The following is a 21,820-nucleotide window of genomic DNA, read 5'->3' on the forward strand; positions in this document are numbered from 1 at the left end:
TGGCGACGTGCGGGTCAGAACCGCTCGCCCTTCGCCTCGCGTGCCTGACTGCCCACAGGCCGAATTCTTGTCCACATCGTGAAGAAGAAGACCCCGATCGCGATTCCCTGCAGGAAGCCGGCCGCGACGATCGCGACGCGCAGCCACATTGCGGAGATGTTGAACAGGCTGGATCGCATTATTTCGCCACCGACCCGCGTGACGGTTCCGATCGTGATCAGCCAGTAAGCGATCGCGGCCAGTCGCGGATTGTATTGCGCGTCCGTCTTTTCCGGACGCGGAAAGAGCCACAGCGCGACACCCATGATCATCATCATCACGAAGCCGACGAACAGCGCGTGCGTGTGAGCGCTGACGAGATATTCGTCCGGTGCCGCACCCTGGAATTCCCGGCGCGCGATCAGGTACCCGCCTATCGACAGCCCGACTGCCAGAAAGGCGATTGCGGTCTTGAGGTAACGGCGGACGAGCGTGTACACGTCGCGCTACGCGCCGGCGCTCATGCAGCGACGCTCATGCAACTGCATTCATGCAACTGCATTCATGCAGCTGCAGTCGTGCGGCCACCTGGCCTGGGCGTGATCGCCGCCAGTACGACGAATGGACCGCGAGGCGCGCGCATGCCGTGCAATTCGTTCGGCTCGTAGGTAACGACGCTTCCCGCGGAAACCGTCACGTCCTGTATCTCTCCATTGACCGGTCCGGAGATCACACCGGTGCCGCTGACCACTGAAAGAACGACGGTAGACGTACTCGTGTGCATGGCCACGCTGTCTTCAGGATTCAGTCGGAAGACGACGAGGCGCACATCTGGCGAGTCGTGCACGATCGCGCTTGCCGCTCGGCCAACCGACCCGGATACTGCCTTGTCGGCGATCGTCAGGCAGTCGTGTACTTGCATCATACTGCCATTCCCGTGCTGTGGCGCCGGCCGGCGACCACTGCGTTCAGTGCGTTCAGCAACGCAGCTGGATCTGCACCGTCCCGCAGGGCGGCGTCCTGAACGGAAGTTGCACCACCGCAACACGCGTCTATTCCAAACTCGTTGAACACGTTTGTCGTGCCAGGGTGTGACTGTATGACGTCGTTGACGACGGATGCAAAAGTGATGACTTCGTCTTGCAATGACATGAGTGATGTCCGGATTTGATAAATGAATGTAGGCAATTCGCGACCTGATTCAAACTAGAGAACCGGGCGCACCATCGGTGTCAGTGTTTCCCTGAGATGGCGCAACCCGTTGCCTGACAAAAAAATCCGGGCTTGCCCGACTGTTTGCGGTGTCCGGCGCCCGTACGTTCATCTCAATGCAGTCACTCACCCGCGCTCCACGCGAGCCATAAGCGAGGTAGTTGTATGAGATCGTCGGTCAAGCTATATGCGGCTGTCGGGTACGTAGGCATCACCCTGAGCGGCCTCGCGTATGCCTGCGCGCCGAGTGTCAAGACGAATGCGTCCTCCGGCCTGCTGGCCGGTGACGCCGCGACTCGAACCTACGTGCCGCCAGGTTCGTACGACGAGTATTACGCCTTCCTGTCGGGCGGCTTCAGCGGCCAGGTGACGGTGTATGGGCTCCCATCCGGTCGTCTTTTCAAGCAAATACCTGTTTTTTCGCAATTTCCACAGACGGGCTACGGCTACAACGAGGACACCAAGGCGATGCTGACGACGACCTTCGGCCAGGTGCCGTGGGACGACTCGCATCACACGGAGATGTCGCTCACTGATGGCGTCCCGGATGGCCGCTGGCTGTTCATCAACGGTAACAACACTCCCCGTATAGCCCGTATCGATCTCAAGAAGTTCGAGACCGAGGAGATACTCCAGATTCCAAACGCCGCGGGTGGCCACGCGTCACCGTTCGCGACGCCGGATACCAAATACGTGGTGTCGGCGACGCGCTTCAGCGTTCCGATTCCGCAGACCGACGTTCCCATCGACAGCTACAAGAAGAACTTCAAGGGAACCATCACGTTCGTCAGAGCCGACCAGCCAGGGAAGATGGACGTCGCCTTCCAGATCATGATGCCGGGATACGACTACGATCTCGGGCACGCCGGCAAGGGTCCGTCCGACGGCTGGTTCTTCTTCACGACGTACAACTCCGAAGAAGCGAATACGAAGCTCGAGGTGAACGCGTCACAGGCCGACAAGGACTACATCGCCGCGATCAACTACAAGCAGGCGGAGAAGTGCATCGCCGACGGAAAGGGAAAGAAGTTCGGCGGGAGCTACGTCCACAACTATATGAATCCGGCCACCGGGATCGCGACGAGCGAGACGAAGACCGGTGTGACCATGTTGTATCCAGCCGATTGTGACGGTCTCGTGTACTACCTGCCGACGCCGAAATCACCGCACGGTGTCGATATCGATCCGACAGGCGAGTACATAGTTGCCGGTGGCAAGCTGGCTACCGTCATTCCCGTGCACTCGTACACGAAGATGATCAAGGCGATCGCGGACAAGCAATTCGAGAAGACGATCGACGGAATCCCGGTTCTCCGTTACCAGGCAGTCATTGCAGGCGAAGTACAGAAGCCGGGCCTCGGCCCGCTGCACACCGAGTTCGACGGCAAGGGCAACGCCTACACGTCGATGTTCATCTCGTCCGAAATCGTGAAGTGGAAGCTCGGCACTTGGCAGGTACTGGACCGGATCCCGGTGTACTACTCGGTGGGACACCTGATGATTCCCGGCGGAGACAGCAAGAAGCCGTGGGGCAAATATCTCGTCGCGCTCGACAAGATCACCAAGGACCGCTACCTGCCCACAGGCCCGGAAGGATCGCGCTCGGCGCAGCTGATCGACATCAGTGGCGACAAGATGAAGATGTTGCTGGACTTTCCGACCATGGGTGAGCCGCACTACGCGCAGGCAGTTCCGGCGAGCATGCTGCAGCCCACCTCGCTCAAGTTCCAGAAATTGACGGACAACCACAATCCGGATGTCACGACTTCGGAAGCCGCTGGCGGAATCACACGCAAGGGCAAGCGCGTCGATGTGAAGATGATTGCGATTCGCAGTCACTTCGCGCCCGACAATCTGGAGGGAATCGAGCTCGGCGATACAGTGTACTTCCACGTCACCAACATCGAGCAGGACTGGAACATCGCGCACGGGTTCGCCGTGTTCGGTGCGAACACGTCCGGTGTCACGCTCCCGCCAGGTGAGACGAGGACACTGAGATGGGTTCCACAAGCAACCGGCATCTATCCTTTCTACTGCACGGACTTCTGCTCCGCGCTGCACCAGGAGATGCAGGGATACGTTCGAGTGTCGGCGCCGGAGATGCACGTTCCACTATCGGCGAACATCAGCAAGATCGCACAGACTCAGAATGGTCGCATGCCTGCCGAGCGCGGGCAGCACGGCGAGCGTGGCGAACATGGCGAGCACAGGTAGAATGATGTCACGCCTCACCCGCATGCTCACGGCGATTGCGTCGCTCGCTCTTGCAGGACTCTTCGTCCTCCCACTGTGGCGCGTACAGCTGGTCGCGCCACAGTACCCGGAGGGACTGGGCATGCGGATCGGGATCAGCGATGTCCGCGGGACCATGCCGACAGATCTCGACAACATCAATGGTCTGAATCACTACATCGGCATGAAGCACATCACGCCGTCCGCCATTCCCGAGCTGCGGTACATGCCGTGGATCGTTGCCGCACTGATACTACTCGGGCTCATCGCCGCCAGCGTGGGCAGCAGAAAGTTGCTGCTCACCTGGATCGGCGGATTCGCCGTCCTTGCAGTTGCTGGACTGGCCGATTTCTGGCGCTGGGAATACGACTACGGCCACAACATCGACTTCGAGCACGCGATAATCAAGATCCCGGGGATGACGTACCAACCTCCGCTGATAGGCGTGAAACAGCTGCTCAACTTCACGGCGATATCCTGGCCGGATACCGGTGCGTGGCTGGCACTGGCTGCATTCGGACTGGGTGTGCTGGCAGTCATCATGACGTTCAGGCAGCGCGTTCCGGCTGCTCAGGAACATGCGCCCTCGTAAGTTGCTGCGCCCCGGCGCAGCCGCGCTGCTCTTGAGTCTTGGTGCGATCACCACGCCAGGGCTGGCGTCGCCTGTGCGTGCTGCGCAGCAGGTCGTCAACGTGTCGCCGACCGGGCCGGTACGCAGCATACGGCAGGCGCTGACGATGGTCGCGCGCGGCGGCACGATCATCGTGCATCCCGGAGTCTACAGGGACACCACGATCGTGGTTTCAATCCCCGTCACGATCATGGGAGACCGGTATCCGGTCCTCGATGGCGAGAACGTACGCCAGATAATGACCGTGACGGCGGACAGCGTTACTGTGCGCGGCATCGCATTTCGGAACGTCGGTGTCGCGTTCACGGAAGATCTCGCCGCGATAAAGGTCGTGCGGGCGCGCTACTGCTCGATATCCGACAATCGCATCGACAACGGCTTCTTCGGCATCTACCTGCAGGAAGCCCAGTACTGTGCGGTGATTCGCAACGTGATACGCGGCACGCACGCGCGGGATGCAACATCCGGCAACGGTATTCATCTCTGGCATTCGCGCGACATCGTCATCCAGGGAAACCGAGTGTCCGGTCATCGCGACGGAATCTATTTCGAGTTCGTTCGTGAGGCTCACGTTCACGACAATCTCAGCACGGGAAACCTGCGGTACGGCCTGCACTTCATGTTCTCCGACAGCTGCGATTACGAAGGCAATACCTTCCGGCGCAACGGTGCCGGTGTGGCGGTCATGTACACGCACAACGTGCGGATGGTGGGTAACCACTTCACCGATAACACCGGCTCGGCCGCATACGGCTTGCTGCTCAAGGAGATATCCGACAGCGAGCTCAGGGACAACATCTTTTCCGGTAATACGTCGGGGCTGTACGCAGATGGAGCCACGCGGCTGAATGCGCATCACAACACCTTTCTAAACAACGGCTGGGCGCTCAAGCTCCAGTCCAGCACCGAAGATGCCACATTCACGGCCAACAACTTCGCTGGCAACACGTTCGATGTGAGCACCAATAGTCGCTCGGCACACTCGACCTTTCGCGGTAATTACTGGTCCGAGTATCAGGGATACGATCTCAACCGCGACGGTGTAGGAGATGTGGCGTACCGTCCGGTACGGCTCACGTCCGTCGTGGTAGCGAGATATGAGCCTGCGCTCATCCTGCTACGCAGCAACTTCCTTTTGTTGATGGACGCCGCGGAGCGAGTGCTGCCGGCTCTCACACCTGAAACGCTGGCCGACTCCGCGCCCGCGATGCGATGGGTAAAATGAAACGACCACTGCTGCAGATCATGAACGTGTGCAAGAGATTCGGCGCAATGGACATCCTGCGCTCCGTAGATCTTACTGTCGCGGCCGGTAGAGTCCTGGCAATCGTCGGCCCCAACGGCGCCGGCAAGACCACGCTCATCAAGTCGGTGCTCGGACTTACCCGTCCGGATGCAGGACGTATAACATTGATGGGCACCGACGTACTGGGCGCGAATGCGTATCGCGCCAGCATCGGTTACATGCCCCAGATCGCGCGCTTTCCAGAAAATCTCACGGGCGCGGAACTGATCGCAATGCTGAAGGATCTGCGCGGACCGACGGCGCTGCTGGACACGGAGCTCATCGATTGTTTCGGGCTCGAGCAAGCTTTGGAAAAACCACTTCGCGTGCTGTCCGGTGGGACTCGGCAGAAGGTCAACGCAGCAATGGCATTCCTGTTCTCGCCAGAGCTGCTGATTCTGGATGAACCAACCGCCGGTCTCGATCCGCTCTCGAGCAGTGTGCTGAAGGACAAGATTCTGGTGGAGCGCGGCGCGGGCAAGACGATCATGGTCACATCACACATCATGAATGAGCTGGAAGAGCTGGCAGACGACGTCGCGTTCATGGTCGATGGCCGCCTGGCGTTCTCCGGAACACTCGACGATCTGAAGCGTGTAACGGCGCAGACGACCATGGAGCGGGCCGTGGCAGCGATGATGATGCGCGACTGTAGGGAGGCGGCATGAACACCATGATGAAGGTTCTCAAGTATCAGGCGAGAGACGCCATCCGCAGTCGGTGGTTGATTGCCTATGCGCTGTTCTTCCTGGTGGTGACCGACGCGCTGCTGCGCTTCAGTGGCGATCCGGTAAAGGCTCAGCTGAGCCTCGTGAGTATCGTCCTCTTCGTCGTTCCGCTGGTCGCCATCGTGTTTGGAACCGTATACCTCTACAACGCACGGGAGTTCGTCGAGCTGATTCTCGCACAGCCTGTCGATCGTCGTCAGACGTACTGCGGCCTCTATCTCGGCCTCACACTTCCGCTGATCGTAACCTTTGTCGTCGGTCTTGCGCTGCCATTCGCCTTGAACGGACTCGACGCGTTGGCCTGGGGCAGGCTCGCAGCGCTCCTCGTTGCCGGAACCGTCCTGACGTGTGTATTCACAGCAATCGCGACGTCGATCGCCGTGAAGTGCGAGGACCGGCTGCGCGGCCTCGGAGCCGCGATCGGAGTGTGGCTGCTCGTTACCATCGTGTACGACGGATTCGTGTTGCTGGTACTGGCGGTGCTATCGGATTATCCGCTGGAGCGTGCGACGCTCGGACTGATGATGGCCAACCCGATCGACATCGCACGGGTCGGCCTGCTGCTGAGATTCGACGGGGCCGCGATGATGGGTTACACCGGCGCCGTATTCCTCAAGTTCTTCAGTGGCTCGTCTGGAATGGTCGTCGCCACGCTTGCGCTGACGGCCTGGATCATCGCACCGATCGCGTTCGGGGTGCGCGTGTTCCAGAGGAAGGACTTCTGATCCGTAGTCAGAAGCACAGCAAGCACGGAAACTGCAAAAACAACAATCTTACCGGATGCAATCGTGAATCGTTCAGGTCTCAAGTCGAGCTTTGTCGTACTCTCCCTATTAGTGATCGGCGCGTGTGGGGGCGGGGAAAAGAAGGGAGAGAGCGAGGCGGGAGCTCCAGCGTCTTCGTCGCAGTCGTCGTCCCCGAGTGGCGACGTGGCTGCTCCGACTGGAAAAGTGGTGGTCGTCGAGCTCAACAGCGACGCGCAGGGCAACTATTTCAAGCCTGCGAAATTCGAAGTGCATCGCGGTGACGTGATCCGGTTCACTCTGAAGAGCGGAGTGCATAACGTGCACTTCCTGCCTGATTCCAATCCCGGCAAGACAAACCTCCCTCCGGCGAGTGATTTCCTTCAGCTGCCGGATCAGACTCTGGATGTCCCCGTCAACCTGGCACCGGGAAAGTACTATTTTCAGTGTGATCCACACGCAGCGCTGGGGATGCACGGATACGTGGAGGTAGAACGCTGAAGGCAAGTGCCACCGATGAGGTGCGACGGAGCAAGGTCACCAACTGGTACAATTCTCCGGCTGTAATTCCCGGCCTGGCGACGGCCTTTGTCCTGGGTGGTCTCGCGGCATGGATCCTCAGGTTACCCGTATGGGCCCATCACATATGGATGGCTGGGCTGGTTGCGGGTGGTGCAATCGTCGTGACGGGCACCATCCGCGGTGCGCTGCACGGCAGGTGGGCGTCGGACATCGTCGCGGCCATGGCGATCGTCACATCTGTCGTCATGGACCAGCCCCTGGCCGGCCTCATCGTGGTGGTAATGCAAACTGGCGGCGAGGCGCTCGAGCGATATGCGGAGGGTCGAGCATCGCGTGCGGTTCAGGAGCTCGAGGCGGATCGTCCCAAATCAGCCCACGTTCTGCGCGGCGGCGAAGTATCCGATATCAGAGCAGACGAGATTGTCGTCGGCGACAGGGTAATCGTACGCGCCGGCGAACTGATACCGTGCGACGGAATCGTCGAAGAGGGTAGATCCGAGCTCGACACATCAAGGCTCACCGGTGAATCGCTGCCGCAGTCGATCGAGCCGGGCGTACCGGTCAGTAGCGGAAGCATCAACGGCGATCGGTTGTTCACGATGCGCGCCACTGCGATCGCCGAGGCCAGTCAGTATGAGCGCATCGTGCAGCTCGTTCGGGCGGCACTGGAAACCAAGGCGCCGTTTCAACGGATCGCGGATCGCTACGCCGTCTGGTTCACGCCAATCACGCTCGTGGTAGCTGTTGTCGCGGCGGCAACCACGGGAGACTATCAGAGATTCCTGGCGGTGCTCGTCGTCGCGACACCATGCCCCCTCATACTCGCCCCGCCGATCGCGATAATCGGGGGAATCAATCGTGCGGCCCGGCGTCAGATAATCGTGCGCAACGGCGCGGCAATCGAGCGACTCGCGACCGCCAATGTTGCCGTGCTCGACAAGACCGGCACACTGACGATCGGAAAGCCCGTAGTTCATGCAGTCATTCCACATCCACCATTCTCGCGCGCAGACGTATTGCGTCTGGCCGGCGCCGTGGAGCAGGGCGCCGCCCATCTGCTCGCACGTACACTCACCGACGCAGCGAAGGCGGAGAATGCGTCTCTACCACCCGTTCGGGATGTCGTTGAAGCTCCCGGCCGCGGCGTCACCGGGAGTATCGGCGACGATACGGTGATGGTCGGCTCGCACGGTTTCATTGCTGAGCGTCTGACGCTGGACGCCGATAACTCGATTCCCGAGGATTCCTCCGTCGGACTCAAGGCGTATGTCGCGATCAATGGAAGATTCGCTGGCGTGGTGGCATACGACGAGCAGCTGCGAGAGAGCGTGCCAGCAATTCTCTCCGATCTCGAGTCACTCGACATTCCACGCGTCCTGCTGCTGTCAGGCGATCACGGTGACAATGCCCGTGCGATAGCAAAGTCGCTCGGCATTACCGAAGTTCGCGGCGATATGAAACCGGGAGACAAGGTTGATGTAGTAAAGGAGTTGACCGCAGCGGGTGCTCGCGTTCTGATGGTGGGTGACGGCACCAACGATGCACCGGCGTTGAGCGCCGCAACCGTCGGAATAGCGCTCGCAGGTCACGGCGGCGGTGTCACTGCGGAGGCAGCCGATCTCGTGATTCTGGTCGACGATCTGGGCCGCGTACCCGAAGCGATTCGCATCAGTCGCCACAGCATGAAGATCGCACGAGAAAGCGTCTGGGCCGGACTTGGGCTCAGTGGAATCGCAATGCTGTTCGCGGCCGCTGGCAAGATCGCGCCAGTGCCCGGCGCGCTGCTTCAGGAAGTGATCGACATCGCGGTGATAATCAACGCACTACGCGCCAGTGCTGGCCCGCGACGACCCGTTCAGCGACCCATCAAGTAATCGATGACGTCGGACGCGGTGTACGTCGTACGCGTGCCGAGGAAGTTCTGAATACCAAGCAGATCATCACCGCTCGTCAGCAGCGGCGGCTCCTCGATTCCGCCACCTCGCACCTGCGCCTGCCCGATGTTCGCTGTCAGTCCGTTGCAGAGACATTCACGACCCTCTGTGTCCGCGAGCGCGCCGCCCTTCTTGACGTACGCGTCCACCGGCTCGGCGGGACAGCGATATCCAATGCGGCCATCCGCATCGCGATAGGCAGTGCGCAGATAGCCGAGATCGCATTTACGCTCACGACGCGGCCCGTCGGCGTTGTCGCCGACCCATCGCACGACCTTGAAGGGATATCCTGTTGGCGACGCACGCGGATCCGTCACCACATCCAGGTCTCCCAGCGCTGCATGGGCCAGGACTTCCTTCTTGAGCGACTCAGCGATGCCAGATTCCTCGCAGTACGCGAATAGCGTTCCGACCTGAACGCCGGCCGCACCGGCGACAAGCGCGTCAACGAGTGCTTTCGGTGATCCGGCGCCACCCGCGATCCAGAACGGCAGACCGAGCTCGGCGATGCGTGCGATGTCGACGACGTCGCGCTCTCCATAGATCGGCTCGCCCCGCTCGTTCAGCTTCTGTTCACCTCTCGGTGGCGCGTTGTGGCCACCTGCGGTCGGACCTTCCACCACGAAACCATCCACGCGGCCGTTCGCCTTTCTGGCAAGCGTGGCTGCAAGCGACGTCGCCGCCACGATGGCGATGAATTTCGGCCGCTTCATCGGCATCGACTGGTCGACACCATGAGCCGCGGGATCGAAACTGAGAATTTCGGACTCCCCGGCCGGCATTCCCTCGACGTCGAATTTCATCGATGCAGTGCGATGCTCGGAGAGCGCGTCCAGCACGCCGGGGATCTCACGTGGGATTCCAGCGCCCATCAACACGTAATCCACGCCAGCGAGCATTGCACCGCACAGCGACGCCAGATTTGGCAGCTGTACCTTGGCGAGAAGATTGACGCCGACCAATCCGTCGTGGCCTTCCCTGGCCAGATACACTTCGACGAAATTCGCGAGCATCGTGACCTGCTGGCGCGCGACGCTGACGTGTTGCTTGTACATCGGAAGCATCTTGTACGGCTGAGCTGCTGCGCGACCATTCGGAAGGAAGTAGCGCTTGAGCGCATCCTCACCGACGTGGGCGATCGGAAAATGCTCGATCGCTCGCCGTATGTGTCCACCCGGATCGCCGTCCTGGAGTCGGCGCACGAAAACCGTATCGAGCGCAGTTCCCGAAACGACGCCAAGATGACCGGCGCGCGCAACGGCGCGCGCCAGAGGCCAGTTTGAAACACCGACTCCCATTCCACCCTGAATGATGGTCGGAAGCATGATGTTGCGCGGTACGGTAGTCATGCGGTGGGAAGTTACGGTTGGCTGCTTCTGCGTTCAGTCGGGGTAAGCTGGAAATATCGTAAAGGAATCCCCGACCATCATCACTTGCGCGACGGATCTGGCGCCGCCGTAAATACGAACGTTTTGACTATCGCGAATGCAAACAGCACGAGCAACACCGACTGAAGGGCAGTAGTCTCGACCGTGGGGAACACTCCCAGCCACGAAATGTCGGGTACGTGCGGCAACGGCGTCATCGGCAGCACGTTACCCTCCTGCAATTCCCGTATTCCGCGACCCGCGAACACGAACGCCATGTAGTACAACAGCAGGCTGGTTGCCGCGAAGAACGTCCGCATCGGAATCTTTACACCGAACCGGTAGAACAGCACGAATACGATGCCCAGCGCGACGGAGCCTGTGACAATTCCCAGCGTGAGCGGCAGCGCCGCGCCGTGTGCCTGACTGAACAGCGCCTGATAGAAGAGAGCTGTCTCTGCGCCCTCGCGGTACACCGCAAGGAATGCGATGAGCATCAATGCTCCGCCACTACCTTGCTCCAGCGCCAACGACACCTTCTCTCTGATGAACTTCTGCCATTTGTGCGCTTCGACCTTGGAGATCAGCCAGTAGCTGACGGAGAAGAGCACCACGACTGCAACCAGCAGCGATACCGCTTCGACGATTTCGCTGCTCGCTGGAATCGCGGCGAGCGCAGTCTTGAGGATCACCGCTGTTATCGCGCTGGCGACGACACCGAGTGCCGCGCCGATCCAGATGGAGCGCAACCGTTTACGGTTTCCGGTCTTGATGAGAAACGCGACTACGGCACCCACAACGAGTATCGCTTCGAATCCTTCTCTGAGGATTATGATGAACGATTGCCAGAACATCGTCACGGCACCTTCGTCACTTCCATTTGCGAGCGCCACCGCGCGCGGTAGTGTGTCTGCGATCTCGTTGCGAGCACGAGTCGCCGCAGCCGTATCACCGCCGCGCACGGCGACCCTGAACTCGCCGAACAAGCGCTCCAACAATGAAACCAGTCGGGGGTCCTTCGCGCGCACGACAGTTTCGAGCGGCTCGAAGGCGAGATACGCGTCGAACGCTCCGTCGCTTGCCGTGGCGGCGTTTCCGCGCCTCGCCGATGCGAGCGAGCTGTCAAGCAATGCGACTATCGAGGCCGCGGTGCTGCTGGCACCGGCTCCAGCGCCGGCAGCCTGCGACGGGAGTGGCATCGGCTGTCCGCGCAGCTGGTACACATAGTTCACTACCTCCCATCGCTGCTGAGGAGTGAGCGATTCCCCGAACGGCGGCATGGCGGTGCCGTTGATGCCGACCGACGTCACATTGTACGCAAGCGTCGGAGTCAGATTCGGGGTGCCCGCCGCGCTTCCGATCGCCGGCACAGCCGTGGACAGAGTCCGCGCCACGGGTCCGTCGCCGAGCCCGCGCGAGCCATGGCACGAAGCGCAGCTTTCCGTGAAAATCTGTCGCCCGACGGCGGTATCGAGTGGTGCGGACGGCAGCTCCAGTGCAGCTGCATCGCCCAGGGCCGAAAGCAACGAGGCCCGGTATTGCTCCAGAGCCGCCGGCGGTCGTTTCTGCTTCACGGCGTCGATCAGTTCCTGGAGTGCCGCGCTGGCGGCCGGAGCGTCCCGTCCCTCCAATCGGCCCGCGACCTCACTGGCGTTTTCCAGGAATCCGGCGACCTCGGCGTACTCCTCCGCCGAGATAAGCTGGCCTCGCTTGTCGACCGCCAGCCCGTACTCGGAGACTGCGACCGATACGATGCTCGCCAACCTTCTGGCGGCCGTATCCTGGGATCTCATGGTCGCTGGCGTAAGCCATAGTGAGGCGAGGGCGCAAAGGCACCCTACCCGCCGCTTGCAGTTCATATCCGATAAAAACTATCGGGTTACACTTGTACCGCTACTGCGGGCCTGTCCGGCCGCGAGGCCGCTTCAGACAGGGGTGGCTCCGGGCCGCCGCCGGGCGCCGTCGATGGTCCGCCAGATATTGTATACAAAACAGTATGCTGCGACGGCTGCCAGGACGCCTCCCGTGCCCAGCACGAACGGCGCAGCCGGCACTGCATTTGGCGCGAGGCAGAAGCCGATCACCATCAGCGCCAGACCTGCATTGGCGAGCCACCATTGCACAGCTGCCACGCTCCGATTGTGCAACGGATGGCCAGTGAAACGCGGAATTACATGATATGCGACACCGTAAATCATCATCGTCACAAAGCCCAGCAGATTCATGTGAACGTGCGCAGGCCGGTAGATAATGAGTTGCGGATGCACGGCCATGGCGACACCAAGCGTTACGCCGAGTGCGAGCCAGGTGATGCTTGCCTTGAGAAACGCCTTTACGAACCACTCCATTTACACAATTGCGTGTGAGTGAGATACATCTGCTGCTTGTGACGCAACTTACGTGGACGAGGAATTGATCGGTGTCGGCGTTTCCCTGAAGTGAGCGCGGCGATCTCCCGACACGGAATCCTGCGTCAGCGCACCGTGGCAGAACTTCTTTGTTCTGGTCTTCTCTAATCCCGGGCTGCGTCGACTGGGGCGAGCAAGGCTGTCCACAATCCTACGCGCTCGGCTGTAATCGCGTTTGGCGGCTCGAGCCGGTACCGTGTGGGAACAGAACCGATCGGCCAACCAGCGAGGTAATCCTGTACTGTACCGGACACACCACTCCCACGCGCTTCCCGGACTGCGCGCGTGGGGTAGTGCACCATGATCTCTCCGCCACGAGCGGTGTAGCCAAGTCCCGTGGAATCAATCAGCATACGAGAACCTTGCGCTGACGATCACTTCCGGGCAATCTGCACGCGCCAGATTTCCGGTCCCTGTGCCTGATACGTCCACTCGAAAGTACCGGGATGCTCCGCTTCGAGCTGATACCGAAGCGGACGCGGATCGTGGTCGTTGATGAGAATCATCGACTCCCCTTTCTTGAGACCCTCGAACGCGCGGAAGATGGTGGGATGCTTGTCGCGCGGAGGAATGACGCGAACGTCGAGCTCTATCGGGCTGGTGGACTGTGCTGCAGTTGACTGTGACACGTATTACTCCTGATAGGAAAATTGGTATCTGTCGTTAATGGTGTGATTTCGCCTGCTATGCGTTGCGCCAGATTCTCACCTGGACTTCGCTGGTCTCTGGTTCGTCTATGATGAAGTGAAATCCTCGCTCTCTCAGGATTGGTAGAAGGAACTGTGGGACACGCTGATTGACCTGGACCAGCATGCTATCAACAGGCAGCGTCTCGAGCGCTTCCAGCGTGCGCACCAGTGGCTCTGGAGGTTCGAGGTCGCGGACGTCGAGCCACACTTCCGTCCGTGCCGTGACACGGTTGTCCGCGCTGTCGCTCATCACGATTCGTGGTGCGACAGGTGCCGACGCCGTTGCTGGTGCCGTTGCTGGTGCCGTTGCTGGTGCCGTTGCTGGTGCCGTTGCCGAGGGCTCGATTGGTTCCTTTCGCCGAAAGAACCAGACCGACCAATCATCATCGGCATGCTGCTCGACCTTGTGACCAAAGCCGCGCTTCTCCATCACTCCGAACAGCGGCACCGGCTCGAATGGGGCACGTAGATGCAATACCGCGTCATCACCGAGCCCAGCGACAGCAGCCATGATTCGCGAGAACGGCTCACCTCCCTTCTTGAGCTCATCGCGCACGTCCAGCTCGACGACGGATGTGAACGGGGGCAAGGGGGTCGAATCGTCCGATGTTGCCGCGACCGGACTTGCGGAAATACTTGCGCCTCCGATTCCGAGTACGCCGTTGAGCTCGTTTACGAGAGACTCGACGTTCATCTTGCAGACGCGAGCTGCCTGTGCCACCGTGGTCACACGGGCCATTATCCGGCGCATCGGCGAATGACGCAATTTCGCCAGTTGCGGTGAGTGGCTCGCTATGACGTCGATCAAACGCTCGTCGCGCTCGAACAGGCTCTGCAGCTTGTCCGACGCCTGTACAGGGGTAATGCTCGTATTCATCTCGATGCCTTCGTGATTGTGGGTTGCACGCTCGCCGAGCCTATGCCTCTGAACGATGTGGCAAGCGCCACGCGTGCTATCTGACTCACGAACAGCGCTACGGCGGACGCTACCAGGATCGCTGCGATCCGGACCACTGGCGAAATGCCCGTTACGACACCTGTAACCATGCCGAGACTGCCGATAGCGAATAACGCGAGATCGATGTGCGCCACGAGCGGGGAATACAGCTCCGCCACGGTCGGAACACGCTTCTTTCCCATCTCGTTGCGGAAGCGTGCCATCCAGGCGAGGAACGGCACGATCTTGTAGAACTGCCCGATCACATAGAGTGTGAGGCCGCCGAGCAGGCCCAGCATCACGTAGGCAGTATCGAGTCGACGGTACTCCGGGCCTAAGGCCAGAACTACCGGAGCCAGTGCGGCAGTCGCCGCGAGAAAGATGAGAGCGGTGCCAGCATGTCGCAGTCCCGCGTCGAGTCGCGGCCGCTTGCGTGCTCTGAAAAAGAGCCACGCCTGTCGGAGAAAGCAGAATATTCCGCATTCAATCAACAGGAGCCCCAGCCACACGACGACGCTGGATCTGACGCTGTGGCCGACCAATATCCCCGGTGCCAGAAGCAGGACGCCAGCCGTGAGCAGCGTGAGTGCGCGAGCCGTCCATCTCGTATCGGCGCCGTGCGCCAGGAGAAACATCGGCAGGAGGCGATGTGATATACCGACGATCATCACCAGAACCCATCCGATCAGCGCGACGTGGAGATGCGTCGCGAGCACGGTGACGCGCCAGTCGCCGAGGAATCCGGTGTGCAGATTCTGCGAGAGTATGGCACCAATGCCGAACGTCACGGTGAGAAACGAGAGTGCTATCACGATCGCACTCCATATCACGTCGCGATCGGCCACTCTGCGCAGCGACAGCGCGACATTTACGATGAGACACGTGACGCCGATCGCTATCAGCGTGATTCCGGAGTTGCGGAGCATCACCGAGCTGAATGCGACTCCGGACGCAAACAGTGCGACACCGGGCGCGAAGGCGCAGAAGCTGACGTGTCCGGCGCGCTCCGATCTGATCGATACACCGAGTGCGACTGGCAGCAGTTGGTACATCGCCCCGAAGATCGTCATGCTGAGCCAGCCGAGCGTGAAGCAATGTGTCACGCCGGCGACATGCGGAGAGAGATACAGACCGGCGGCGAGCTCCGGCGCGATCCAGATGAGTCCGATGCAGCCTGTGCACAGGAAGAGCAGCGCGGCCGCGAAGTGCTCGCCGGGAAGGCGTAGCGACGGAGCGCCTTCCATTGCGAGCGCCGCCATCCCTGGCGCACGTGGTGGTGCTGACCGCGCGGACCAGGCTGGAGCGCGCGCCGCGATGCGCGGTACCGGTGGAGCGGCACTCACTCTGCGACTGCCTCGCCTTGCGCGAGCTGCCAGCCAAGCGCGTTGACGACTCTGTGCGCGATCGCGTCGAAGCTTCTGGCGAACTCGCTGTCGCCTCGCGTGATTACAGTCGGAGTGCCTGCGTCTCCCTCGCCCACCGCCAGTGCATCGAATGGGACTGTTCCGAGCAGCGGCACGTTCAGCGCGGTCGCGACGATGTTACCGCCGCCGCTGCCAAACGCGCCTGACATGTTTTCCACGACGCCCAGTACGGGCACATCCAGCTTCGCGAACATGTCTCCCGCCTTCTGCGCCTCGACAGCTGCGAGCCGTTGCGGTTGCGTGACAACGATTGCACCGGATACTTCGACGGCCTGCACGAGACTGAGCGGAATGTCGCCCGTGCCCGGCGGCAGATCGACGACGAGTACGTCGAGCTGCGGCCATTCCACTCCACGCGCGAACTGCTTCACCGCCTTCGATACCATGGGGCCGCGCCAGATCGCCGGCGACCCCTCGCCCAGGAAGAAACCAAAGCTGATGAGCGTGAGTCCCAGCACCTCGACCGGAATTATGTGCTTGTCGGCGGTCACGCGAACCTGTTGCGCGCCGTTCTCGATTCCGAGCAGGATCGGCACACTGGGGCCGTAGATATCGGCGTCGAGAAGGCCGACCACGAATCCCGCGCGAACGAGCGCAAGGGCAAGGCTGACTGCGACCGTACTCTTTCCAACGCCGCCCTTTCCCGCGCCGACGGCGATGATGTCGCGGACGTTGCTCAGTCTGACGCGGTCCGCCCATGGGTCCGGTACTCCGGCGCGAGCGTGTCCGGAGTCAGGAGCGTGCGGAACTGGCCTGGTCGGTGGATCCGGTTTGACTATCTCGACCGTGACGAGTGTCGCGCCCATTGCGGAGAGGCGATCCCGGACCGCGACGCTGAGCCGCTCGGGGATGGACTCGTCCGTGGTGCGGAGCCCCAGCTGAACCTTGACCTGGGTCCCGCACACGGAGACGTGCTTCACCATCCCGAACGACACGACATCGCGCGTCAGCCCGGGGTAGTGAACGTCTCCGAGCGCGCTGCGTACCTTATCAACGTCGAGCTCGATATCTGGCTCAGCTGTTGCCATGCCAGCACGCTAGCTTGACTCCATCTGGCGAGGTGTGACGGATGTCTCAGGAAGACGAGCGATGAGCGATCATGTAGTTGGTTCTGCAGCCCGCGCGAGGGTTCTGCACGAAACGCTGGCGACACAGTTTCCAGCGTCATTGTTCCAGTTCGATGCGCGAATGGCGGACGGATACTACTCCGACCGCTATTTCGTTCTGACCGCGAAGACCATATCGCACGCCGGGCTCGATCCGATTGTCACCATGCAGGTGTTTGCAAAACAACAGGGGATCCTTGCTGGCGTTTACGAAGCGCTTCGAATACTGCAGACTCAGCTCGCGATCAATCCGCGTACCGGAGTTCGCTACGACTTCGCCGAGCTCACGATCGATACGCTCGTGGATGGCGACGTCGTCGTTCCGTGGGAGCCGGTCATGCACATCACCGGTCCCTACCTTGCGTTCGCGCATCTGGAAACCGATTACCTGGGCGTGATCGCAAGGCGCACATTGATCGCAACCAACGTGCGACGTGTCATCGACGCTGCCAACGGTAAGCCTGTCATCTTCATGGGTGCCCGGCACGACGACTGGCGCGTGCAGACCGCGGACGGATTCGCGGCGAAGATTGGTGGCATCGCCAGCGTCTCCACGGATGCGAATGGCGCGTGGTGGGGCGGTGGTGGCGTCGGCACGATGCCACACTCGATGATCGCGTCGTTTGGTGGCGACGTGGTGCGCGCGACACTTCAATTCGCACGATACTGTCGCGAAGCAGCGCTGAACATCGACGTCGTGAGTCTTACCGATTATCACAACGATGTGATCGGCGACTCGCTCGCAGTCGCGCGCGCAATGCGCGATGAGTTTGGCGACGGCGCGCTTTGGGGTGTGCGCGTCGATACGAGTGAGAAGCTCGTCGACAGGTCGCTCGAGGCGCAGGCGATGCGCTTTCCGGAACGACGGCTCAATGGAGTGTGCCCGGAGCTGATCGTTCTGCTGCGGTCGGCGCTCGATGCCGAAGGGTTCCGGTACGTCAGGATCGGCGTGTCCGGCGGATTCCACGGGCGGAAGATCGAGCGCTTCGAGACGGACCATGTTCCCGTGGACTTCTACGGGGTGGGGAGCTCCCTCCTTGGTCACAATAACGGTGATATCGACGGCCTCGCGAACAACTTCGACTTCACCGCGGACGTAGTTCGCCTCGATGGGAACGCCGAGAGCAAGGTGGGCAGGGAGGAACGCGGCAACGCGAGGTTCATACGGGTGGATCACGACCGGCTCGAGCGCACAACTGCCGCGCGATGAAGGCCGCTTCAGCTTGCATGTAGTCACACCGCCCCGCAGATTGCGCGCGATGATACCGGTCGAGGTTGGATAGTGACAGTCTGCCTGTGGCTCACGGCGCATGGGTCCAGTTGCCTGGAGGCTGTCGCGGTCATCTTTGGTATCATCAGCGTCTACCTCGGCACGCGCGAGAATATCTGGAGCTGGCCAACTGCGCTCGTCAACGTGGCGCTCTTCTTTGCGCTCTTCCTCGAGTCCGGTCTGTACTCGGATACGGGGCTGCAGGTAGTCTATTTCGTCCTGTCACTGTACGGGTGGTACGAATGGCTGTACGGTGGTGCCGGTCGTACTGCGATCACTGTAACGCGCACGTCGCGAAGGACGTGGACCGTGCTGGCCGGAATCGGCGTCGTGGTATGGGCGTTGCTCGGAACCATCACGTCCCGGCTGCCGGGAACAGCACTGCCGTACGTCGACGCCGCGACCACGACTGTGAGTCTGCTGGCTCAGTGGATGATGACCCGCAAGCTCATCGAGAACTGGTTGATCTGGATTGCCGTCGATGTGGTGTACGTCGGCATGTTCATCTATAAGGGGCTGTATCTCACCGCATTCAATTATGGGATCTATCTCGTCCTGGCGGTGATGGGCTACTTCGCATGGAAACGATCGCTCGCGGCGACGGCTTGATCCGGGTTGTTCTGATCGGATCGGAATCCACTGGCAAAACTGAGCTTGCCAGGGAGCTAGCCGAGCACTATCGCGCCGAGCTGGTGCCCGAGTTCGTGCGCGATTTTGCCGTGCGGAAAGCATCTCCGATCGAGCTTGCTGATACCGACGCAATCGCGCACGGACAGATGGCGCTCGAAGATGAGCACGCAAAGCGGGCAACGCGGCTGTTGATACAGGATACAGATCTGCTCAGTACTGTCGTATATAGTGGGCACTATTACGGAAAGTGTCCGGCGTGGATTGCCGCCGCTGCACACGAGCGCAGGCCGGACCTGTACCTTCTGCTCGAGATCGACGTACCGTGGGTACCGGACGATGTGCGGGATCGGGGAACACGCCGCAAAGAGATGCAGCAGCTCTTCCGCGACGCGGTCGCCAGATCCGGGTCGGCCTACGTCGTGATCGAGGGGACGTGGGAGCAGCGATCACTGCGCGCGCGCGCTGCGATCGATCGGTTGCTCGCGTAGCGTTCGGTAACGCCTGTACTACGCGAGCAACCACGCCTGGTCAGATCCCGACTTTCAGTGTGACGAATACGTTGCGGGGCGGAAGCACGAAGTAGTACGACACCCCTTCACTCGCATATCCACTTCCGTACTTCTTGCTGTTCGTGAGGTTGTTGCCGCGAACGAGCAACTCCGCCTGACCGATTCGCCAGCCGATCGACGCATCCAGGTCAGCAGACTCCGGCAGGACATATCTGCGATCGCTCGTGTTCGCCAGGAATGAGACGCTCTGATATCTACCCTGCACGGCGAGATCGATCGACGGCGTCAGCGCGAACTGCGCGCGCGCGAAGCTCAGGAAGCGCGGCGTGAGCAACGGCTCGACGTTATGGTAGGTTACCGGCACATTGCCCGACGAATCGGTGTATTCGCGGATCCGGTTCATGCTTTCCGTCGCGTTACCGGAAAGTATCCAGCGCGGAAGTCCGCGATAGGTGACGTCGGTCTCGATACCGCGACGGTAGCTCGATGCGACGTTCTTGTTCAAAGGGCTTCCGATGTAGCTGAGTGCGCCAATCGGTGCGATCTCGTTGCGGAAGTCCATCGAGTAGAGGTTGGCCTGGACATCCAGCGTCGCGCTGCGGTAGTTCGTGCCGATCTCGACGTCGTGAACCGTTTCCGGTTTCACGCGACTCAGGCTGCCGACGAATCCGACACTGGACGTGTCCAGATTATCGAAACCGGCGAACATGTCGGTACGCGTCGGCTCGCGCGAATTCTTGCCGTACGACGCGTACACGGAAAGCGGACGCGTGAGCTGGTATGTAGCACCCACCTTCGGATTCAGGAACGACCATGAGGTCGAGCTGCCCGGTATGTCGGCATGAACGTCCGGCCTGTACCTGAACTCGGCGTGCCGTGCCTGAAGATCTCCGAATAGAGTTGCGCGGCCCAGGGTATATCCAACCTTGGCGAAACCAGCCAGATCATGCTTGTAGCTCGTATTGAAGTACAACGGATTGCTGAGATCAGGATGCATGAATGCGTAGTGATCGCGCGCGTAGCTGTCACCGTTGGCTCCGACGTCGAGCTTGAATCCCGAGAGATGATAACTCCATGCGCCGGTGAAACCGTACGACACGAAGTCGAGGTGCAACGTTTCGAGCGAGTCCAGAAGGACGTCGTAATCGCCCGTGGCAGCCAACCTGTAAATCGTCCCTGTGAAGGACGAGTTGGAGTTGACCAGATGGGTGTACGACAGGGCCGCCAGTCGCTCACCGAAGCCGTCGCGTTCCTGCGGGGAGAGCGGATTGATGCGGCGATTGGTGTCCAAGTCGGCTTTTGGAACGGCGAGGTAAGCCATGGTGTCTCGCATGTAGCCGGCCGTGACTGTGAATTTCAGAATGTCCCTGTCGCCAAAGTAGCCGCCACTCAGAAAGCCGGAAGCGCCATTGACCCCGGAGTGATACCGGTATCCGTCGGTCTTCAGCTGCGAGACGCGTCCGTAGAAGGCAAGATGGTGCGGTAGCAGACCTGTGTTGTAGTTCGCGCTGGCCCGCAATGAACCGAACGATCCGGCCTCTGCCTGGAGCGTGCCGGACCGCGGCGCAGCGGCGAGCGACATCGTTTCCATGTTGATGGAGCCAGCGTACGAAGCTGTACCGTTGCTGCTGGTTCCGACGCCTCGCTGCACCTGTATGGACTGCAGACTGTTCGCGAGATCGGGAAAGTCTGCGAAGTAGAGAACCTGATCTTCCGGATCGTTGAGCGGGATACCGTCCAGAGTGATGTTGATTCGCGACTGATCGATGCCGCGCAACCGGATGTAACTGTAGCCCCAGTAGTTGCCCGTTTCGGCATACGACGTGAGCGACGGAGTAGCGCCCTGCAGCACGAGCGGAATGTCCTGCCCGAAATAGTGCTGCTGGATGTCGCTGCGCGACAGTGTTTTCTGCGAGATTGGCGCGTCGGGTTCTCTGACCGCCGAGATCATCACGCGCTCGAGCTTCCGGGCCGAATCGGCGCGGGACGTCGTATCTCGTTTTGTGTTCTGGGCCGTGAGCGGCGCCGTGGCCGCAAGCGTGATGAGGATTGACGTCGCAAAGGCAAACGTCGTGACGCGCCTGTAGCGCGGGGGTGTAGCAACTCCATTCATTTCACTGACTCCCTACGCCGGTACAAACCGGATCAGGTTCTACGGGACTCTCTCAGCCTGCGCCCTTCGTGGGCAGGCACCCCGGTCAATGGATCAATTTA

Annotated in this window: 22 protein-coding genes and 1 riboswitch; of the genes, 10 read left to right on the forward strand and 12 right to left on the reverse strand. The window is 60.7% G+C overall.

Features of this window, described 5'->3' with window-relative positions; genetic code table 11:
- Positions 1-14 precede the first annotated feature (14 nt).
- From V4529_12535 to V4529_12545, 3 genes are all read right to left on the reverse strand, one after another.
- A complete protein-coding gene (locus V4529_12535; protein ID MES2359151.1) occupies positions 15-479 on the reverse strand; it encodes a cbb3-type cytochrome c oxidase subunit I in 465 nt (154 codons plus the stop codon).
- 62 nt (positions 480-541) lie between these two features.
- Complete coding sequence (locus V4529_12540) at positions 542-901, reverse strand: hypothetical protein (protein ID MES2359152.1); 360 nt, start codon at positions 899-901, stop codon at positions 542-544.
- Positions 901-1,131 (reverse strand): DUF542 domain-containing protein, encoded by a 231-nt coding sequence (locus tag V4529_12545; GenBank protein ID MES2359153.1) that lies wholly within the window; start codon positions 1,129-1,131, stop codon positions 901-903. The genes V4529_12540 and V4529_12545 overlap by 1 nt, the downstream gene beginning before the upstream one ends.
- Positions 1,132-1,356: 225 nt before the next feature.
- On the opposite strand from V4529_12545, the gene nosZ reads away from it, so the two are divergent.
- The 7 genes from nosZ to V4529_12580 all read left to right on the forward strand — a co-directional run bounded on the left by nosZ (position 1,357) and on the right by V4529_12580 (position 9,206).
- A complete protein-coding gene (gene nosZ, locus V4529_12550; protein MES2359154.1) occupies positions 1,357-3,405 on the forward strand; it encodes a Sec-dependent nitrous-oxide reductase in 2,049 nt (682 codons plus the stop codon).
- A 1-nt stretch (position 3,406) separates the two neighbouring features.
- Positions 3,407-4,015, forward strand: coding sequence for a hypothetical protein (locus tag V4529_12555; protein MES2359155.1), 609 nt, complete (start codon positions 3,407-3,409; stop codon positions 4,013-4,015).
- Positions 4,002-5,279 (forward strand): nitrous oxide reductase family maturation protein NosD, encoded by a 1,278-nt coding sequence (locus tag V4529_12560; protein MES2359156.1) that lies wholly within the window; start codon positions 4,002-4,004, stop codon positions 5,277-5,279. The genes V4529_12555 and V4529_12560 overlap by 14 nt, the downstream gene beginning before the upstream one ends.
- Complete coding sequence (locus V4529_12565) at positions 5,276-6,007, forward strand: ABC transporter ATP-binding protein (protein ID MES2359157.1); 732 nt, start codon at positions 5,276-5,278, stop codon at positions 6,005-6,007. The genes V4529_12560 and V4529_12565 overlap by 4 nt, the downstream gene beginning before the upstream one ends.
- Positions 6,004-6,792, forward strand: coding sequence for an ABC transporter permease subunit (locus V4529_12570; GenBank protein ID MES2359158.1), 789 nt, complete (start codon positions 6,004-6,006; stop codon positions 6,790-6,792). Before V4529_12565 ends, V4529_12570 begins: the two co-directional genes overlap by 4 nt.
- Positions 6,793-6,855: 63 nt before the next feature.
- Positions 6,856-7,311, forward strand: a complete 456-nt coding sequence (locus V4529_12575) for a plastocyanin/azurin family copper-binding protein (protein ID MES2359159.1) — start codon at positions 6,856-6,858, stop codon at positions 7,309-7,311.
- A gap of 20 nt (positions 7,312-7,331) precedes the next feature.
- On the forward strand, positions 7,332-9,206 hold the full coding sequence (locus V4529_12580; GenBank protein ID MES2359160.1) for a heavy metal translocating P-type ATPase: 1,875 nt from the start codon (positions 7,332-7,334) through the stop codon (positions 9,204-9,206).
- Here the strand turns inward: V4529_12580 and V4529_12585 are convergent.
- The 8 genes from V4529_12585 to V4529_12620 form a co-directional block, all read right to left on the reverse strand.
- Entirely contained in the window at positions 9,188-10,615 is a 1,428-nt protein-coding gene (locus tag V4529_12585; GenBank protein ID MES2359161.1) for a nitronate monooxygenase, read from the reverse strand. The two genes, V4529_12580 and V4529_12585, sit on opposite strands and share 19 nt — an antisense overlap.
- 80 nt (positions 10,616-10,695) lie before the next feature.
- Positions 10,696-12,426: an FTR1 family protein gene (locus tag V4529_12590; protein ID MES2359162.1), complete on the reverse strand. Its 1,731-nt coding sequence runs from the start codon at positions 12,424-12,426 to the stop codon at positions 10,696-10,698.
- A 132-nt stretch (positions 12,427-12,558) separates the two neighbouring features.
- On the reverse strand, positions 12,559-12,981 hold the full coding sequence (locus tag V4529_12595; protein MES2359163.1) for a hypothetical protein: 423 nt from the start codon (positions 12,979-12,981) through the stop codon (positions 12,559-12,561).
- Between the two features lie 164 nt (positions 12,982-13,145).
- Positions 13,146-13,394, reverse strand: a complete 249-nt coding sequence (locus V4529_12600; protein MES2359164.1) for a hypothetical protein — start codon at positions 13,392-13,394, stop codon at positions 13,146-13,148.
- Between the two features lie 21 nt (positions 13,395-13,415).
- The gene (locus V4529_12605) at positions 13,416-13,634 is read right to left on the reverse strand and encodes a DUF2249 domain-containing protein (GenBank protein ID MES2359165.1); all 219 of its coding nucleotides are present in this window, start codon (positions 13,632-13,634) and stop codon (positions 13,416-13,418) included.
- A gap of 91 nt (positions 13,635-13,725) precedes the next feature.
- A complete protein-coding gene (locus V4529_12610; GenBank protein ID MES2359166.1) occupies positions 13,726-14,607 on the reverse strand; it encodes a DUF2249 domain-containing protein in 882 nt (293 codons plus the stop codon).
- Complete coding sequence (locus V4529_12615) at positions 14,604-16,010, reverse strand: hypothetical protein (GenBank protein MES2359167.1); 1,407 nt, start codon at positions 16,008-16,010, stop codon at positions 14,604-14,606. Before V4529_12615 ends, V4529_12610 begins: the two co-directional genes overlap by 4 nt.
- A complete protein-coding gene (locus V4529_12620; GenBank protein ID MES2359168.1) occupies positions 16,007-17,119 on the reverse strand; it encodes an Mrp/NBP35 family ATP-binding protein in 1,113 nt (370 codons plus the stop codon). The genes V4529_12615 and V4529_12620 overlap by 4 nt, the downstream gene beginning before the upstream one ends.
- 61 nt (positions 17,120-17,180) lie before the next feature.
- Here V4529_12620 and V4529_12625 point away from each other — a divergent pair, with 61 nt between their 5' ends.
- From V4529_12625 to V4529_12635, 3 genes are all read left to right on the forward strand, one after another.
- Positions 17,181-18,407 carry a quinolinate phosphoribosyl transferase gene (locus V4529_12625; GenBank protein MES2359169.1) on the forward strand — a complete coding sequence of 409 codons (1,227 nt, stop codon included), beginning with the start codon at positions 17,181-17,183 and terminating at the stop codon, positions 18,405-18,407.
- 72 nt (positions 18,408-18,479) lie between these two features.
- Entirely contained in the window at positions 18,480-19,076 is a 597-nt protein-coding gene (gene pnuC / locus V4529_12630; protein MES2359170.1) for a nicotinamide riboside transporter PnuC, read from the forward strand.
- Positions 19,046-19,585, forward strand: a complete 540-nt coding sequence (locus V4529_12635) for an ATP-binding protein (GenBank protein ID MES2359171.1) — start codon at positions 19,046-19,048, stop codon at positions 19,583-19,585. Before pnuC ends, V4529_12635 begins: the two co-directional genes overlap by 31 nt.
- 40 nt (positions 19,586-19,625) lie before the next feature.
- Here the strand turns inward: V4529_12635 and V4529_12640 are convergent, their stop codons facing one another.
- On the reverse strand, positions 19,626-21,719 hold the full coding sequence (locus tag V4529_12640; GenBank protein ID MES2359172.1) for a TonB-dependent receptor: 2,094 nt from the start codon (positions 21,717-21,719) through the stop codon (positions 19,626-19,628).
- Positions 21,712-21,813, reverse strand: a riboswitch (TPP riboswitch). It overlaps the preceding gene by 8 nt.
- Positions 21,814-21,820: the final 7 nt, after the last annotated feature.

It is taken from the genome of Gemmatimonadota bacterium, assembly GCA_040388625.1.
In the GTDB taxonomy this organism is placed as follows: domain Bacteria; phylum Gemmatimonadota; class Gemmatimonadetes; order Gemmatimonadales; family Gemmatimonadaceae; genus Fen-1247.